13 protein-coding genes are annotated in these 15,840 nt (G+C 59.3%); 7 read left to right on the forward strand and 6 right to left on the reverse strand.

The window, feature by feature from the left end:
- Positions 1–3 precede the first annotated feature (3 nt).
- From ACYZTZ_RS27750 to ACYZTZ_RS27760, 3 genes are read left to right on the forward strand one after another with little or no spacing between them, the layout of a single operon-like run.
- Positions 4–627 carry an FMN-binding negative transcriptional regulator gene (locus tag ACYZTZ_RS27750; protein WP_462000267.1) on the forward strand — a complete coding sequence of 208 codons (624 nt, stop codon included), beginning with the start codon at positions 4–6 and terminating at the stop codon, positions 625–627.
- A gap of 9 nt (positions 628–636) precedes the next feature.
- Positions 637–1,083, forward strand: coding sequence for a GNAT family N-acetyltransferase (locus ACYZTZ_RS27755; RefSeq protein ID WP_462000268.1), 447 nt, complete (start codon positions 637–639; stop codon positions 1,081–1,083).
- A gap of 17 nt (positions 1,084–1,100) precedes the next feature.
- Positions 1,101–1,772: a GNAT family N-acetyltransferase gene (locus ACYZTZ_RS27760; RefSeq protein WP_462000269.1), complete on the forward strand. Its 672-nt coding sequence runs from the start codon at positions 1,101–1,103 to the stop codon at positions 1,770–1,772.
- A gap of 94 nt (positions 1,773–1,866) precedes the next feature.
- Here the strand turns inward: ACYZTZ_RS27760 and ACYZTZ_RS27765 are convergent, their stop codons facing one another.
- Positions 1,867–2,766 carry a homocysteine S-methyltransferase family protein gene (locus ACYZTZ_RS27765; protein ID WP_462000270.1) on the reverse strand — a complete coding sequence of 300 codons (900 nt, stop codon included), beginning with the start codon at positions 2,764–2,766 and terminating at the stop codon, positions 1,867–1,869.
- Positions 2,767–2,878: 112 nt separating this feature from the next.
- On the opposite strand from ACYZTZ_RS27765, the gene ACYZTZ_RS27770 reads away from it, so the two are divergent.
- The 3 genes from ACYZTZ_RS27770 to ACYZTZ_RS27780 all read left to right on the forward strand — a co-directional run bounded on the left by ACYZTZ_RS27770 (position 2,879) and on the right by ACYZTZ_RS27780 (position 6,913).
- Complete coding sequence (locus tag ACYZTZ_RS27770) at positions 2,879–3,700, forward strand: ABC transporter substrate-binding protein (RefSeq protein WP_462000271.1); 822 nt, start codon at positions 2,879–2,881, stop codon at positions 3,698–3,700.
- Positions 3,697–4,533 carry an amino acid ABC transporter permease gene (locus tag ACYZTZ_RS27775; RefSeq protein WP_046044976.1) on the forward strand — a complete coding sequence of 279 codons (837 nt, stop codon included), beginning with the start codon at positions 3,697–3,699 and terminating at the stop codon, positions 4,531–4,533. Before ACYZTZ_RS27770 ends, ACYZTZ_RS27775 begins: the two co-directional genes overlap by 4 nt.
- A 220-nt stretch (positions 4,534–4,753) precedes the next feature.
- Complete coding sequence (locus tag ACYZTZ_RS27780) at positions 4,754–6,913, forward strand: autotransporter outer membrane beta-barrel domain-containing protein (RefSeq protein WP_462000272.1); 2,160 nt, start codon at positions 4,754–4,756, stop codon at positions 6,911–6,913.
- Between the two features lie 78 nt (positions 6,914–6,991).
- Here ACYZTZ_RS27780 and oadA read toward each other — a convergent pair whose 3' ends face one another.
- Both oadA and ACYZTZ_RS27790 read right to left on the reverse strand, forming a co-directional pair.
- Positions 6,992–8,800 (reverse strand): sodium-extruding oxaloacetate decarboxylase subunit alpha, encoded by a 1,809-nt coding sequence (gene oadA / locus ACYZTZ_RS27785; protein ID WP_462000273.1) that lies wholly within the window; start codon positions 8,798–8,800, stop codon positions 6,992–6,994.
- An 11-nt stretch (positions 8,801–8,811) separates the two neighbouring features.
- The gene (locus ACYZTZ_RS27790) at positions 8,812–10,227 is read right to left on the reverse strand and encodes an acetyl-CoA carboxylase biotin carboxylase subunit (protein ID WP_008156643.1); all 1,416 of its coding nucleotides are present in this window, start codon (positions 10,225–10,227) and stop codon (positions 8,812–8,814) included.
- Between the two features lie 190 nt (positions 10,228–10,417).
- Between ACYZTZ_RS27790 and ACYZTZ_RS27795 the strand changes: the two genes are divergently transcribed.
- Positions 10,418–11,380 carry a LysR family transcriptional regulator gene (locus tag ACYZTZ_RS27795; protein ID WP_462000274.1) on the forward strand — a complete coding sequence of 321 codons (963 nt, stop codon included), beginning with the start codon at positions 10,418–10,420 and terminating at the stop codon, positions 11,378–11,380.
- On the opposite strand, the gene ACYZTZ_RS27800 is transcribed toward ACYZTZ_RS27795, so the two are convergent.
- From ACYZTZ_RS27800 to ACYZTZ_RS27810, 3 genes are all read right to left on the reverse strand, one after another.
- Positions 11,322–11,531, reverse strand: a complete 210-nt coding sequence (locus tag ACYZTZ_RS27800) for a PA3496 family putative envelope integrity protein (protein WP_046044971.1) — start codon at positions 11,529–11,531, stop codon at positions 11,322–11,324. The two genes, ACYZTZ_RS27795 and ACYZTZ_RS27800, sit on opposite strands and share 59 nt — an antisense overlap.
- 176 nt (positions 11,532–11,707) lie before the next feature.
- Positions 11,708–12,574, reverse strand: coding sequence for a transcriptional regulator HexR (gene hexR, locus ACYZTZ_RS27805; protein ID WP_008156648.1), 867 nt, complete (start codon positions 12,572–12,574; stop codon positions 11,708–11,710).
- Positions 12,575–12,709: 135 nt separating this feature from the next.
- Positions 12,710–15,583 (reverse strand): EAL domain-containing protein, encoded by a 2,874-nt coding sequence (locus ACYZTZ_RS27810; protein ID WP_462000275.1) that lies wholly within the window; start codon positions 15,581–15,583, stop codon positions 12,710–12,712.
- Between the last annotated feature and the right edge of the window lie 257 nt (positions 15,584–15,840).

Raw genomic sequence — 15,840 nt, forward strand, 5'->3', positions numbered from 1 at the left:
TCCATGTACACGCCAAGCAGCTTTGCCATAGATGATTTGCATGAACTGCACCAGCAGATACTCGGCACCCGCCTCGCTATGTTGGTCACACACGGGGAACAAGGTCTGCAAGCCAGCCATTTGCCGCTGCTGTTGAGTTCGGACCAGGGCCCGAATGGCACCCTTTACGGACACTTCGCCAAGGCCAATCCACAATGGAAGGAACTGCAGAACGGTGCCGAAGCCCTGGTGATTTTTGCCGGTGCTGACGCCTACGTCAGCCCGGGGTTTTACCCGAGCAAGGCCGAGCACGGCAAAGTGGTGCCGACCTGGAACTACGTCGCCGTGCATGCCTACGGCACGGCCGAAGTGTTCACCGACGCCGATCGCCTGCGCACGCTGGTCAGCGCGCTGACTGATCGTCATGAAGCGGGCCGCGCCAGTCCATGGAAAGTCGCCGATGCCCCCGCCGACTACATTGACGGGATGCTCAAGGCCATCGTCGGTTTTGCCCTGCCGATCCAGCGCCTGGAAGGCAAGCGCAAGCTCAGCCAGAACCGCAACGCTGCAGATATCGCCGGTGTGCGCGAGGGGCTTGCCGCCAGCCCTGATGTGCACGACCAGACCCTCGCCCACTTGATGCGTTAAGGAACAAACATGAGTCAGATCGACATCCGCCAGGTCACCGCCGACGACCACGCCGCCTGGTTGCCTTTGTGGCATGCGTACCTGCGTTTCTACAACACCGAACTGCCTGAGGCCGTCACCCAAAGCACCTGGCAGCGCCTGCTCGACCCGAGCGAGCCGACCCATGCGGCGCTGGCCTGGGCCGATGGCAAAGCGGTGGGCATGGTGCATTTCATCTACCATCGTTCGAACTGGAGCATCGAAAACTCCTGCTATCTGCAAGACCTGTTGGTAACGCCTGAAACCCGCGGCACTGGCGTCGGCCGGCAGTTGATCGAATTTGTTTACGCGACAGCCAAAGAGGACGGTTGCTGCAAGGTCCACTGGCTGACCCACGAAACCAACGCCACTGCGATTCAACTCTATGAGCGCATCGCCGAACGCCCTGGTTTCATCCAGTTTCGCAAAGCCATTTAAGGTTCAAGGAGAGCAGCATGTCGACTTCACTCGCCGACTGGAAAGGCGTCCCGGCACCGTCGGTTCAAATCATCGAAGGGCGTTTCATCCGCCTGGAAAAACTCGACCCCGCGCGTCACGCCGACGGTTTGTGGAAAGCCCTGCAAGGCCCGGGTGCCGACCCGAAACTCTGGGATTATTTGCCTTATGGGCCTTTCCCGGAGCGCAGCGCGTTCAACGATTGGCTGAACAATCATGCGGCCAATAGCGACCCGTATTTCTTCAGCGTGATCGACCGTGCCAGCGGCGATGTGCAAGGCATCCTCAGTTTGATGTCGATTGTTCCTTCACAAGGTCGGATCGAGATCGGCCATGTAACGTTTGGCGCGCCGATGCAGCGTTCGCCGAAAAGTACCGAGGCGGTTTATCTGCTCGCCAAAGAGTCGTTTGCCTTGGGTTACCGACGCTTGGAGTGGAAGTGCAACAACGGCAACGCCCGCTCCAAATACGCGGCCGAGCGTCTGGGGTTCAGTTTTGAAGGCGTGTTTCGCCAGCACATGGTGGTCAAGGGTCAGAACCGGGATACGGCGTGGTATTCGATTCTGGACTCGGAATGGCCGGCAATCGGGGCGGGGTTTGAGCGCTGGCTATCCGATGAGAACCAGACGGATTCGGGGCAGGTGAAAACGTTGGCGGAGTGCCGCGGGTAAGTCCCAACAGCAAAAGATCGCAGCCTTCGGCAGCTCCTACATGGGATCGCATTCCAATGTAGGAGCTGCCGAAGGCTGCGATCTTTTGATCTTTCTACGCCAATTTCTGGGCGAGCACCGCAATATGCTCCGGCCCGATCCCGCAGCAACCACCCAAATGACTGGCGCCGCGTTCTTTCCAATCCGCCGCCCACTGCAAGTAACCCGGCGGATCAAGGTCTTCACGCAACGCGTCCAGACCGTCATTGGCCGTGGCCTCTTTCGGTTGCGGCGGGAAGGCATTGGCGTATGCACCGATGTGAATCTTCACACCCAAACGCTCGAAGGTTTCCCGCGCGGCATCAATCGCAGCACCGATCACTTCCGGCTGGCTACAGTTGAACAGCAACGTCTCGACGCCCAGCTCAGCCGCTACTGCTGCGGCTTCAGCCACCGGCTCGCCCGAACGCAGGCGCGGCACCTCGTCCGTGTCCTCATCCTTCAGGGTAAACGACAGCCAGAACGGCTTGCCGTCCGTTGGCAGACCGGCGTGGATCGCTCGCGCTTCAACGATCGAACTCTGGGTTTCCGCCAGCCACAGATCGACATGAGGTGCCAGCCCCTTCACCAGCGGCGCCAATAATTCGGCCGCCCGAGCAGCATCGAAAAGGTCCGGGCGATAGGACCCAAACAGCGGCGGCAATGAACCGGCCACACGCACCGCTTTGCCCGAAGCCTCTACTGCGCGCCGAGCCAGCTCACCGGCCAACGCCGCGAGCGCTTGCCCTTCTGCTGCAAAACGCTCTTCACCAATGTGAAACGGCACCACCGCGTAACTGTTGCTGGTGATCACGTTCGCACCGCTTTCGATATAAGTCGTGTGCACCGCCTCTACCTCTTGCGGCGCTTCGCTCAAGGCCAGCGCCGACCACTCGGGCTGTCTGAACGGCGCGCCTCGGCGTTGCAACTCACGACCCATGCCGCCATCCAGAATTACTGTGCTTGCTGCGCCCATATGCTTTTCACTCATAAGCTTATGAAAATAACTCACTATCAGAGTCGTTCTTATAACTATTTAATACGCACCATCCGGTTAATAACAACCTCTTTTTTATCAGGGATCGACTGTGAAATTCCAACCACTCCTGGCCCTGGGCCTGACGATGCTGGCTGCCTCCACCCAAGCCTTTGGCGGCGCCACGCTGGATCGTGTCGAGCAAGAAAAAGAACTGGTGGGCGTGTTGATGGAAAGCTATCCACCCTTCTCGTTCCTCAATGATCAGAACCAACTCGATGGCTTCGACGTCGACGTGGCCAAGGCCGTGGCAGACAAACTGGGCGTCAAACTGCGCCTCGAAACCCCGTCCTGGGACGTGATCGCGGCCGGCCGCTGGAGTGGTCGCTACGACATCTGCATCTGCTCCATGACCCCGAGCAAGGCCCGCGCCGAAGTCTTCGACTTCCCGGTCGAGTACTACGCCTCGCCAGCGGTGATCGTGGTCAACGCCAAGGACGACAGCATCCACAACGCCAAAGACCTGAGCGGCAAGAAAGTCGGCCTCACCAGCGCCTCCAGCTACGAAAGCTACCTGAACAAGAACCTGGTGATCGAAGGCGCCGAAGACACTCAATTGCAGTACCCGTTCGAGGACGTGCAGATCGCGCCATATGACACTGACAATGTCGCCTTCCAGGACCTGGGGCTGGGCGCTGGCGTTCGACTGGACGCGATCCTCACCAACCTTGTCACCGCGCAACCGCGCCTGACCGAAGACAAGCGCTTCAAGCTCGCCGGCGAGCCGCTGTACTCGGAGCCGAACTCGGTGGCCATTGAAAAAGGCGACGCCCAGTGGGACGCCAAAGTGCGTGACGTCTTCGCTCAGCTGAAACAGGACGGCACCCTGAGCAAGCTCTCGCAGAAATGGATCGGTGCCGACATCAGCAAATGACTTCTTTCCCCAAACCTCCTCAGCCGCCACAACCGGTGGCTGAGTCGCTGTTGCAACGGATCTTCGGTTTCCGCACGCGGCTGTACCTGACCTGGGCAGCGATGCTCGGGTTGTTCGCCAGCTTCTTCCTGAGCTTCGACCTGAAGTTCTCGATCATCCTCGACAAACTGCCGAACCTGATCGGTCTGCACCTGGCGCCCAACGGCTTCCTGCAAGGCGCGGCACTGACGCTGTTCTTGTGCCTGTGCTCGATCGTGACCTCCTCGCTGCTGGGCTTCATCACCGCCCTGGCGCGGCTGTCGAAAAGCGCCGTGGCCTTCGGAATTGCGAGCTTCTATGCCTCGTTCTTTCGTGGCACACCGCTACTGATCCAGATCCTGCTGATCTACCTCGGCCTGCCACAACTCGGCATCGTCCCCGGCGCCATCGCCGCCGGCATCATTGCCCTGTCGCTCAACTACGGCGCGTACCTCAGCGAAATCTTCCGCGCCGGCATCCTCGGCGTCCCTCACGGCCAACGCGAAGCATCCCTGGCCCTCGGCATGCGCGAAACCGTGATCTTCTGGCGCGTCACCCTGCCCCAGGCCATGCGCACCATCATCCCGCCGACCACCAACCAATTCATCTCAATGCTCAAAGACTCGTCGCTGATCTCAGTGATGGGGGTTTGGGAGGTGATGTTTCTGGCGCAATCGTATGGGCGCTCGAGCTATCGCTACATCGAGATGCTGACAACGGCGGCGGTGATTTATTGGGTGATGTCGATTGGGTTGGAGCTGATTCAGGCGCGGATGGAGCGGCATTATGGGAAGGCGTATTTGAGCCGTAGTTAGCGAAAGGCAGATGAGTTTCCGAGTTGCGATAGCCGACCATGTCTCGATTTGCTGTAAGAAAAAGCGTCAGCCCGAACGGGTAAAAACAGACTTCCCCAGGGGGCCGGCAATTTTCTACACAACCTTCTGACAACCCCCGCAAGCCTGCGGGAAGCAGCTGACATCGGTACCTATAGCCTGCCTCTTAGAGTTGGCCTCCTTTCAAAAGAGGCCGTACTCGATGCCCGTTCAACACAAATACAAACCTCAACACCTTGTCCTGGCCATTGCGATTGCAATCGGTTGTGCAGAAACCTCCCTGGCCGAGCAACTGACAGTTCAGGCCGACTCCAACACGAAGCCCACCAAAACCCGAAAGAAAACCGCCACACCTGTTGCCCCCATCGGCCCACTTGAACTTACAGCCCGACCAGCAGCCCCACCGAGCGAAGATCAGACAACTCCGCAGGCCACGACAAAACCAGTCAGCGCTGCAATCGAGTTCGACGATACTTTCTACGAAGCCCTTGTATTCCCCGAACCCTCCGCGACAGAAGAGGTAGTCGTTGCAGGCGATGAGAACCCTTTCGACGACTTCCAGAATGCCTACACCACTCAACACACAATCTTCGATGGTGTTTCCTTGCAGCTGGGTGAGGCCGACGACCTGCTCGTGATCAACAATGGAACCCGATGGGACGGCCGTATAGACGGGGGTGAAGGAAAAAACGGCTTGCTGCTGAACGCCACCGAAGGCGGTGAGATTGGTGAAACAAGTAACTTTGAAGCTGTACGCGTCGCCCGAGGCCTTTGGACGCTAAGCCATGATTTCAACGGCACCGCCGAGGTCAAGGCCGGAGCCGCTCTATTGAACAACGGCTCGATAACGGGTGATGCCTATGTCGACCAAAGTGCAGTCTTTGGCGGTAAGGGCGACGTTGGAAATTTGTACGTGGGCGGCAGGCTGCTTGTCAGAAAAGATAGCGCCCCCATCATTAGGGGCAACCTGGAGTTATCCCAAGACGCAGCTGTCGACTACATCGTGTCGGCCACTGAAGGCGCTTCAGCGCTTTCGGTCAAGGGTACGGCCACACTAGGTAACGCAGGTTTGAATGTTATTGGTATCCCCGGTGACTACGCCCAAAGCACCGTCCACACCGTGCTGAATGCCGGAAAAATTGAAGGTGAGTTCGGGCGAGTCAGCAACAATCTGGCGTTCATGACGCCGAAGGTTTCCTACAGTGACACTCAAGTGGCCCTGACCTATACGCGCAACGACGTGCCGCTCGAGAAACTTGCCACCTCTGCCAGTGCGCAGGCCCTGGCCCGCAGTGTGGACACCCCAAAAGCCGCGACCGCCAACGCCGCCGTCACCGCCCTGCTCGCCTCCACCACCGAAACAGCCTCCCAGGCCATCGACCAACTGGACGGCAGCCAGAATGCCAACCTTGCGAAAGCGACCCTGAACAGTGACAACCCAATCAGCGCAACCATGCTCTCGGCCATGCGTCAGCTGGACAGCGCCAGTAGCTATAGCAATTCCAGCAAGCGCAATGCACCACGCCTGGCCGCCGGCAGCGAAGACAATGGCCGAGTCTGGCTTCAAGCATTGGGTCACGGCGGGACGCTGGATCGCGACTACGACGCTCTGAAACACTCCACCCAAGGCCTGGTTTTGGGCGCAGATTGGGGAATTGATGAGGAATGGCGCATCGGTGTAATGTCCGGCAAATCCGAAACGCGCCTGGATAGCCGTGGACTCGACGGCGATCTCGACAGCTGGCATTTGGGAGCTTATGCCCTGCGTCAAAACGGACCAATGTCCCTGCGCCTGGGCGCGACCTATAGCAACCACGACGGCAGCACTAAACGCCGGGTTGCCTTCAAAGGTTTCAGCGACCGCCCCGAAGGCCGTTACGATGCCAACACCCAGCAGGCCTTTGCGGAATTGGGTTACAACCTGGGCCAGGCGAACGTCAGCATCGAACCGTTTGCCAGCCTGGGCTACCAACGCTATCAACGCGACACTTACACAGAAAAAGGTGGCGCAGCGGCACTGAAGGTACAAGGTGAAACGCAGAACAACTTGAACAGTACATTCGGCCTGCGACTGGCAAAGCTCAACACGCTGGATAACGGCATGCAACTGACGCCGCGGTTCAGTGCCGGCTGGAAACACACTTACGGGGACGTCTACAGCGATACCCGCCAACGATTGGTGACGGGCGGAAAAAACTTCACCGTTTCCGGCGCGCCGCTGGATCGTGACAGTCTGCTGGTCGATGCAGGGCTGGACCTTGGATTGTCAGCAAAACACACCCTGGGCGTCGGCCTCACTGGCGAGATCGGCACAGACAGCCGCAACCATGGCGTAACGGGTCAGTGGCGAATGAGTTTCTAACGGCCACAAATTCGGGGCGAAAAAAAAGGGGAGCACATGCCCCCCCGAGGTTTAAAGCGGTGTATCGAGGCTGTTAACTCAGCCTTCGATCTCGATCAGGATCTCGCCCGGGTTCACCCGGTCGCCCTTGGCCACGTGGATGGCGGTGACTTTGCCGGCGATGGCCGCCTGCACTTCGGTTTCCATCTTCATCGCTTCGGTGATCAGCACGGCCTGGCCGGCTTTCACGGTGTCGCCTTCCTTGACCAGCACGTCGACGATGTTGCCCGGCATGGTGGTGCTGACGTGGCCCGGTGCAGTGGCTTGCTTGCGCTTGCTGCTGCCGCCGCTGACGAATTCGTTGAGCGGTTCGAACACCACTTCTTCCGGCATGCCGTCGATGGTCAGGTAGAAGTGACGCTTGCCTTCAGCCTTGACGCCGACACCGGTGATGTCGACGCGGTAGGTTTCGCCGTGGACGTCGATGACGAACTCGGTCGGCACGCCTTCGCCGCCGGCCGAGGCCACGCTACCGGCTTCGGGAATTGGCAACAGCACTTCCGGCGTCAGGGTGCCGGCGGCGCGTTCTTCGAGGAACTTGCGGCCGATGTCCGGGAACATGGCGTAGGTCAGCACGTCTTCTTCAGACTTGGCCACGGTGCCGATTTCGCCACGCAGCTTGGTCATTTCCGGCTTGAGCAGGTCAGCCGGACGCACGTCGATCACTTCTTCGCTGCCGATGGCCTGGCGACGCAGTTTTTCGTTCACGGTGCCCGGCGCTTTGCCATAGCCGCCTTGCAGGTAAAGCTTCACTTCGTTGGTGATGGTCTTGTAGCGCTCGCCGGCCAGCACGTTGAAGAACGCCTGGGTGCCGACAATCTGCGAGGTCGGGGTCACCAGCGGCGGGAAGCCGAGGTCTTCACGAACGCGCGGGATTTCGGCCAGCACTTCGCTCATGCGGTTCAGGGCGCCCTGCTCTTTCAACTGGTTGGCCAGGTTGGAGATCATCCCGCCCGGTACCTGGTTGACTTGAACGCGGGTATCGACGGCGGTGAACTCGCTTTCGAACTGGTGGTACTTCTTGCGCACGGCGTAGAAGTACAGACCGATCTCTTGCAGCAGTTCCAGGTTCAGGCCGGTGTCGAACTCGCTGCCTTTAAGGGCGGCAACCATCGACTCGGTGCCCGGGTGGCTGGTGCCCCAGGCGAAGCTGGAGATCGCGGTATCGATGTGGTCGGCACCGTTCTCGATGGCCTTGAGTTGGCACATCGCGGCCAAACCAGCGGTGTCGTGCGAGTGAATGAACACTGGCAGCGATTGCTCGGATTTCAATGCCTTGACCAGTTCACCGGTCGCGTACGGAGTCAGCAGGCCGGCCATGTCCTTGATCGCCACCGAGTCGCAACCCATGGCTTCCATCTGCTTGGCTTGCGCCACGAACGCCTCGATGGTGTGCACCGGGCTGGTGGTGTAAGCGATGGTGCCTTGAGCGTGTTTGCCAGCAGCTTTCACCGCTTCGATGGCCACTCGCAGGTTACGCACGTCGTTCATGGCGTCGAAGATGCGGAACACGTCGATGCCGTTGACCGCGGCCTTGGCGACGAAGGCTTTGACCACGTCGTCGCTGTAGTGGCGGTAGCCCAGCAGGTTCTGGCCACGCAGGAGCATTTGCAGGCGAGTGTTAGGCAACGCCGCGCGCAGTTGGCGCAGACGCTCCCACGGGTCTTCTTTGAGGAAGCGTACGCAGGCGTCGAAAGTCGCGCCGCCCCAGACTTCCAGCGACCAGTAGCCGACTTTGTCGAGCTTGTCGCAGATCGGCAGCATGTCTTCGGTGCGCATGCGGGTCGCGAGCAGCGATTGGTGGGCGTCGCGCAGGATTGTGTCGGTAACGTAGATTTGTTTGCTCATTGTTCTATTCCTCACAGGCCTGCGTGGGCGGCGATGGCGGCGGCGATGGCCAGGGCCAGCTCTTCGGGTTTGCGCTTGATCGAGTAGTTGGTCAGTTCAGGGTGGCTTTCAACGAAGCTGGTGTTGAACTGGCCGCTACGGAATTCCGGGTTACGCAAGATTTCCTGGTAGTACGCGGCGGTGGTCTTGACCCCTTGCAGACGCATGTCGTCGAGGGCACGCAAGCCACGGTCCATCGCCTCTTCCCAGGTCAGCGCCCAGACCACCAGTTTCAGGCACATGGAGTCGTAGAACGGTGGAATGGTGTAACCGGTGTAGATCGCCGTGTCGGTGCGCACGCCGGGGCCGCCGGGGGCGTAGTACCGGGTGATCTTGCCGAAGCTCGGCAGGAAGTTGTTTTTCGGGTCTTCGGCGTTGATCCGGAATTGCAGCGCGAAACCGCGGTGCTGGATGTCTTCCTGTTTCACCGAAAGCGGTAGACCGGAAGCGATGCGAATCTGCTCGCGAACGATGTCGATGCCGGTGATTTCTTCGGTGATGGTGTGTTCCACCTGCACCCGGGTGTTCATCTCCATGAAGTACACCTCGCCCTCGGCGAGCAGGAACTCCACGGTGCCGGCGTTCTCGTAACCCACGGCCTTGGCTGCGCGCACCGACAGGTCGCCGATGTAGGCGCGCTGTTCAGGGGTCAGTTGCGGACTCGGGGCGATCTCGATGAGCTTCTGGTTGCGACGCTGAATCGAGCAGTCACGCTCGAACAGGTGCACCACGTTGCCGAAGCTGTCGCCGAGGATCTGCGCTTCGATGTGTTTTGGATTGACGATGCATTTTTCCAGGAACACTTCCGCGGAACCGAAGGCCTTGGTGGCTTCGGAAATGACCCGCGGGAATGCTTGTTCAAGTTCTTCCCGGCTGTCGCAGCGACGGATACCACGGCCACCACCACCGGAAGTCGCCTTGAGCATCACCGGATAACCGATGCGGTCGCCTTCGATCAAGGCTTCCGCGATATCCGCGACGTTGCCTTCGGTCCCCGGGGTGACGGGTACGCCAGCCTTGATCATGCTGCGACGAGCTTCAGTCTTGTCGCCCATGCGGCGAATCACTTCAGCCGATGGACCGATGAACTTGATGCCGCGCTCGGCGCAGATATCTGCCAGTTCAGCGTTTTCCGAGAGGAAACCGTAGCCGGGATGCAGCGCATCGCAACCGGTTTCTACCGCCAGATTCACCAGCTTGCGCGCATTCAGGTAGCCGGCCAGTGGCTCGGCACCGATGCTGTGGGCCTCGTCCGCACGCTTCACATGCAGCGCATGGCGGTCGGCGTCGGAATAGATCGCGACCGAGCGAATGCCCATCTCGGCGCAGGCACGTACGATTCGTACGGCAATCTCACCACGGTTGGCGATCAGGATCTTTTTTATCACTTGGAGGTTCCCTTGAGCCGGTGGTACCCACGACCTGCTAGACCAGGTCGACGCGTGACCAAATGTTTCGATTCAGTCGCAGGCCCACACTAGCCCCCACAAGGGATTAACAAAAATGAATAATAATTGGGTCAGGCATAAGCAAAGACTTATAGTTGGCTCATCAGCCTGCGACCAGAGTCCTTAGATAATGCGTAAGTCCTTGATGCGTATGACATTGCGTCAATTGCAGATCTTTAATGAAGTCTGTGATTTGCGGTCCTACAGCCGCGCAGCCGATGAAATGTCTCTCACACAACCTGCCGTGAGCCTACAGATTCGTCAACTTGAAGAGCTGATTGGTCAGCCTTTGTTCGATTACGTCGGCAAAAAGCTCTACATGACCGAGGCGGCCGAAGCCCTTCAACGCGCCAGCCGGGACATTTTCGGACGCCTGGAAAACCTCGACATGCAGCTTTCAGACATGCAGGGATCGCTGCAAGGACAGCTGAAACTGGCGGTGGAATCCAGCGCCAAGTATTTCGTGCCACACCTGTTTGCCGCGTTCAAGCGCCAACATCCGGAAGTGAACCTGCAACTGACGGTGGTCAATCGCGGGCAGGTCATTCGACGACTGTCGGACAACCGCGACGACCTGGTGATCATGTCCATGGTGCCGCAGGACATGGGGCTGGAGTTCTTGCCATTCCTCAACAACCCGATCGTTGCCGTGGCGCCACCGGATCATCCGCTGTGCCACATGGGCCCGCTGCGCTTGCAGGATCTTGAACCCTACACACTGCTGATGCGCGAATCCGGCTCCGGGACGCGGCTGGCTTGCGAAGAATATTTCAAAGAGAAGCGCGTGCACTTCAACCAGACCCAGGAAGTCTCGTCAGCCGAAGCCCAGCGTGAATGTGTGCTGGCGGGTCTGGGCGTGGCGCTGTTGACGCGTCACGCCCTGAACCTTGAGTTGGCGACCGGCGGATTGATCGAGTTGCCGGTCGAAGAGCTGCCGCTGTACCGCAGCTGGTGCCTGGTGCAAGCCAAGGCGAAACGACTGTCACCGGTGGCGCACGCGTTCCTTGCGTTTATTCGCAGCGAGCGGGTGCAGATCAGCGTGCTGGTTGAGCGTTTCGGCGGGAAGTTGCCGGTGCCGCCTGCCAGTAGTTGAGCTCCAGCTCAGGGAAATCACCGATCTCGGCCAGCAGTTGGCGACGTTCGCAGCGATCTTCGATAGCGCGGCGAAATTCCATGCGACGCTGGTCTTCCTGCTGACGACGGGTTCTGGCGGCGCTGTTGCGTTCTTCGTAGGGCTGGGCCATTTCGAGTCTCCCAAGGCGATTACGGGAGTTTCAAGATAGGCGCAGGGGATGACGGTTTGGCGGCGGGCGGGTTACAGGGATGTGAACATTGAAAAGCAAAGATCGCAGCCTTCGGCAGCTCCTACAGATGTACACATTCCCATGTAGGAGCTGCCGAAGGCTGCGATCTTTTGACTTTAGTCGTCCAGCGCTTTTACCGATTTAGGCGACAACCGCAAGCTGCGCAGGCTGCGCTTGACGCTCTTGAGGTGGTTGACCAGGCTCGGCCCGCGCGCCATGGCCACGCCCATCGCCAACACGTCGATCACCACCAGGTGGGCGATGCGCGAGGTCAGCGGCGTATAGATCTCGGTGTCTTCGTGCACGTCGATCGCCAGGTTGACGGTCGACAGTTCGGCCAACGGTGTCTGGCTCGGGCACAAGGTAATCAGCGAAGCGCCGCTTTCGCGCACCAGATTGGCAGTGATCAACAAATCTTTGGAACGCCCGGACTGGGAAATACAGATCGCCACGTCGGTCGGTTTCAACGTGACCGCCGACATCGCCTGCATGTGCGGGTCGGAATACGCCGCCGCCGTCAGCAACAAACGGAAGAACTTGTGCTGGGCATCGGCCGCCACTGCGCCCGAAGCACCAAAGCCATAGAACTCGACCCGCTGAGCCTGAGACATGAGCGACACAGCCCGCTGCAACTCCACCGGATCGAGCTTCTCGCGAACCTCCATCAAGGTGTGCAGAGTTGTATCGAAGATTTTCAGGCTGTAATCAGCGACCGAATCGTCTTCATGAATCGCGAATTGTCCGAAGCTCGCGCCAGCAGCCAGGCTCTGTGCCAGCTTCAGCTTCAAGTCCTGGAAACCGGAGCAACCGATGGCGCGGCAGAACCGCACGATGGTCGGTTCGCTGATGCCCACGTTGTGGGCCAGGTCGGCCATGGAGCTGTGCATCACCGCCGCAGGATCAAGCAGCACGTGGTCGGCGACCTTGAGCTCCGACTTGCGTAAGAGGTGGCGTGACTGGGCGATGTGTTGCAGCAGATTCAAAGGGCTGGACTCTTTGTTATTGGCAGGTGCCGGGGATGTAGCACGCTTGTAGTTATACTACATGAATCGGCTTTTTGCCTGCTCAATGCGTAACTCGATGTCCCCATTTCACGCCACATGCGCTCCATGTAGCCCTTACAAGGGTTTCTCGTCCGCACGCAACAGCGCCGCCAGGCCATCGGCCTCGACCGGGCGGCTGATGAGATAGCCCTGCACTTCATCGCAGTGCTCGGCTTTCAAAAACTCTAGCTGCTCCTGCCGTTCCACCCCTTCAGCCACCACTTTGAGCGACAGGCCGTGCGCCATGGCAATGATTGCCCGGGTGATCGCCGCATCCTCGCTGCCCTCCCCCAGACCGCGGATAAACGCCTGATCGATCTTCACGTAATCCACCGGGATGCGCTTGAGGTAGCTCAGGGACGAATAACCCGTGCCGAAATCGTCGATCGCCAGTTTCACGCCCAAATCACGCAATTGCTGGAAGGTCGCGATGATGTGCTCGACGCTGTCCAGCAACTGACTTTCGGTGAGTTCCAGCTCGAGGTAGTGCGGCGCCAGACCGGTTTCCTCCAGCACCTGACGCACCAGGCTGACCAGTTTGCCCTGACGCAATTGATGCACCGACAGATTGACCGACACTCGAATCGGTTCAAGCCCCTGACGCTGCCACTCACAGGCTTGCCAGCAGGCCTGACGCAACACGAACTCGCCGATCGGGCCGATCAACCCGGTTTCCTCGGCCAGACCGATGAAGTCCCCAGGCGGCACACGGCCCATGGTCGGGTGATCCCAACGCACCAGCGCCTCGGCGGCATTCAGCCGGCCCGTGGCGAGGCACAGCTTCGGTTGGTAAAACACCATCAACTGTTTCTCTTCGATGGCTTTACGCAGTTGATTTTCCAGCTGCAAGCGCTCCAGCGTGCTGGCTTGCAGGCTGTCGGTGTAGAACTGGAAGTTATTTCCGCCCAAGTGCTTGGCGTGCTGCATGGCCATATTTGACTGATGGACCAGCGCGGAAATTTCTCGCGCGTTGTCCGGCAACATACTGATGCCCATGGACGCGCTAACCACCAGTTCATGGCCCTCGACAGTGATCGGCAAACGCAGCTTGGTCGACAGTCGGGTCGCCACCCGCGCCAGGCTCGACAGGTTGCCGTAGGCATTGAACAACACGGCAAACTCATCGCCGGACAAGCGAGCGATGGTGTCCGCTTCAGGCAACGCATTGACCAGCCGCCGGGCCATTTTCTGCAAGAGCTGGTCAGCGATTTCATGGCCAAGGCTGTCGTTGAGCAGCTTGAATCGGTCCAGATTGATGTGCAGCAACGCCAGACTGCGGTAGCCGCCCTGGCGCACCCGCTGATGAGCTTCGCTTAGCCGTTCGCGGAACAGAGAACGGTTGGCCAGGCCCGTTAATTCGTCGTAATGCGTCAGGTAACGCATGCGCTCTTCAGATTCGCGCCGAGCGGACAGATCGGCGAAGAAGCCCACGATATGGCTCACATTTCCCCGAGCATCGCGCACAGCGTTCAGTTGCAACCATTGCGGATACAACTCGCCATTCTTGCGGGTTTCTACCAGCTCGCCCTGCCAACTGCCGTGCTGCTCCAGCGCCTGATGAATCGCCGTGTAGTGCCGGCGGGCATCGCGGCTGCACGGCAACTCGACCACGTTGCGTCCGATCATGTCTTCAATGTCATAGCCAGTGACTCGGCTGAAGGCCTGATTGACCGCGATCAGCGCGTAATTCGGATCGAAAATCACGATGCCTTCGCTGGCGGCTTCGAACACCGTCGCGGCCAGTTGCCGTTGCTCTTCCAGAGCTTTGCTGTCGCTGATGTCGCGACGGGTGCCGACCATGCGGATCACCCGGCCATTTTCGCCGCGCTCAACCGCTCGACCTCGGTCCTCGATCCAGACCCAATGGCCATCGCCGTGGCGCACGCGGTACTCAATCTGGTAATCCTCGCTGCGGCCTTTCAGATGCTCGACCAGCGCACGCTTGAGCGACGGCAAGTCATCAGGGTGCAGGCGCGGCTTGAGGTGGCGAAGCATCGCCGTCACGAATTCCGGCTCCAGGCCGAACAGTTCCTGAAGATGGGTGTGATGGACTTCGTCGGTTTGCAGGTTCCAGTCCCACAACCCGAGTTCACTGGCCTTCAACGCCAGGGCGAGACGCGCTTCACTCTTGCTCAGAGCCTGATTGGCAGCGTCCAGCTCCAGGCTGCGCTGGGCAACACGGCTTTCCAACTCGATCTGAATTTGACGTAGCTCGTCTTCAGCACGACGGCGCTGGTCGATTTCCTTGGCCAGCTTTTGATTGAGCTGGTCGCTGCAGCTTTGAGCCTGCTGCAAATGCTCGATCAGTGCCTGATTCTGGAAGCGCCGCAACAGTCCGCTATCGATGAGCCGATTGACCTGCCAGGCGACCACACTCAACGCACCCAGTAAAATCAGACCAAACCAGCCCCAGCCCTGACTTTGTTCATCGCCGCCCCAAAACAGATAGCCGATGGCCGGCAACAAACAGGGCAAGGTAAAGGACAGGAACGCCGGCAGGTTGACCGCGTAGGCCACGCTGGCCGAAAGCGCTGCGGCACCAATCAGGCCGAACACCCAGGCTTGTTGCATGAAGTTATCGGCGGGGACCAGCGCAATGCCGGCGCCGGCCAGGGTCAGACCGGTCATGGCCGAACCCAGCAAAAACATGCGGCGCCAGATCGGATGGGCCTGACGGTTGGGTATCGCCGAATCGAAGGCTGCGACTTGAATCACCCGCAACGCCACCAGCGACAACAGCCACACCAGCCAGACGCTCACCAGGAAGTAACGCTGCGGACTCCAAAGCAAGCCAGCGCAGACCAGACCATTGATCAACATGAATAATGTGGGCAGCAATGAGCCCTGATAAAGCAGACGCGTGCGTTCGACCGCCATTTCCATGGCGTACTGTTTGCGGATAACCCGGGGCTCCACAACGGGGCCCGACAGGTCGGTGCTGAGGGTCATAGGCAATGTTCTTGTTCTTATAATGGTGAGCATGAGCCCGAAACGTCGAAGGAGCATACACAAGCAAATGCCCGGACCAAACTGCTCCAGATCATAAAATCGACAAAAACTGCAGCACCCCTGACCCGCTGAAAAGCCTTGGAGCGAGCCCCGCCAACGCCTGCAGCCAGTGACCGACCGGTCGTCATCCGTGCTTCTTTCATCGGCTAATGCAAAGCTCGGTTTGCCCGGTGTGACGGCGCACCCTAGAATGCCCC

It is taken from the genome of Pseudomonas sp. LB3P58, from assembly GCF_054897895.1.

What these genes read in the sequence shown, in the direction of transcription:
- ACYZTZ_RS27750 (WP_462000267.1), top strand. Translation starts at nt 4, where the DNA reads ATGTACACGCCAAGCAGCTTTGCCATAGATGATTTGCATGAACTGCAC.
- ACYZTZ_RS27755 (WP_462000268.1), top strand. Translation starts at nt 637, where the DNA reads ATGAGTCAGATCGACATCCGCCAGGTCACCGCCGACGACCACGCCGCC.
- ACYZTZ_RS27760 (WP_462000269.1), top strand. Translation starts at nt 1,101, where the DNA reads ATGTCGACTTCACTCGCCGACTGGAAAGGCGTCCCGGCACCGTCGGTT.
- ACYZTZ_RS27765 (WP_462000270.1), bottom strand. Translation starts at nt 2,766, where the DNA reads ATGGGCGCAGCAAGCACAGTAATTCTGGATGGCGGCATGGGTCGTGAG.
- ACYZTZ_RS27775 (WP_046044976.1), top strand. Translation starts at nt 3,697, where the DNA reads ATGACTTCTTTCCCCAAACCTCCTCAGCCGCCACAACCGGTGGCTGAG.
- ACYZTZ_RS27780 (WP_462000272.1), top strand. Translation starts at nt 4,754, where the DNA reads ATGCCCGTTCAACACAAATACAAACCTCAACACCTTGTCCTGGCCATT.
- oadA (WP_462000273.1), bottom strand. Translation starts at nt 8,800, where the DNA reads ATGAGCAAACAAATCTACGTTACCGACACAATCCTGCGCGACGCCCAC.
- ACYZTZ_RS27795 (WP_462000274.1), top strand. Translation starts at nt 10,418, where the DNA reads ATGCGTAAGTCCTTGATGCGTATGACATTGCGTCAATTGCAGATCTTT.
- ACYZTZ_RS27800 (WP_046044971.1), bottom strand. Translation starts at nt 11,531, where the DNA reads ATGGCCCAGCCCTACGAAGAACGCAACAGCGCCGCCAGAACCCGTCGT.
- ACYZTZ_RS27810 (WP_462000275.1), bottom strand. Translation starts at nt 15,583, where the DNA reads ATGACCCTCAGCACCGACCTGTCGGGCCCCGTTGTGGAGCCCCGGGTT.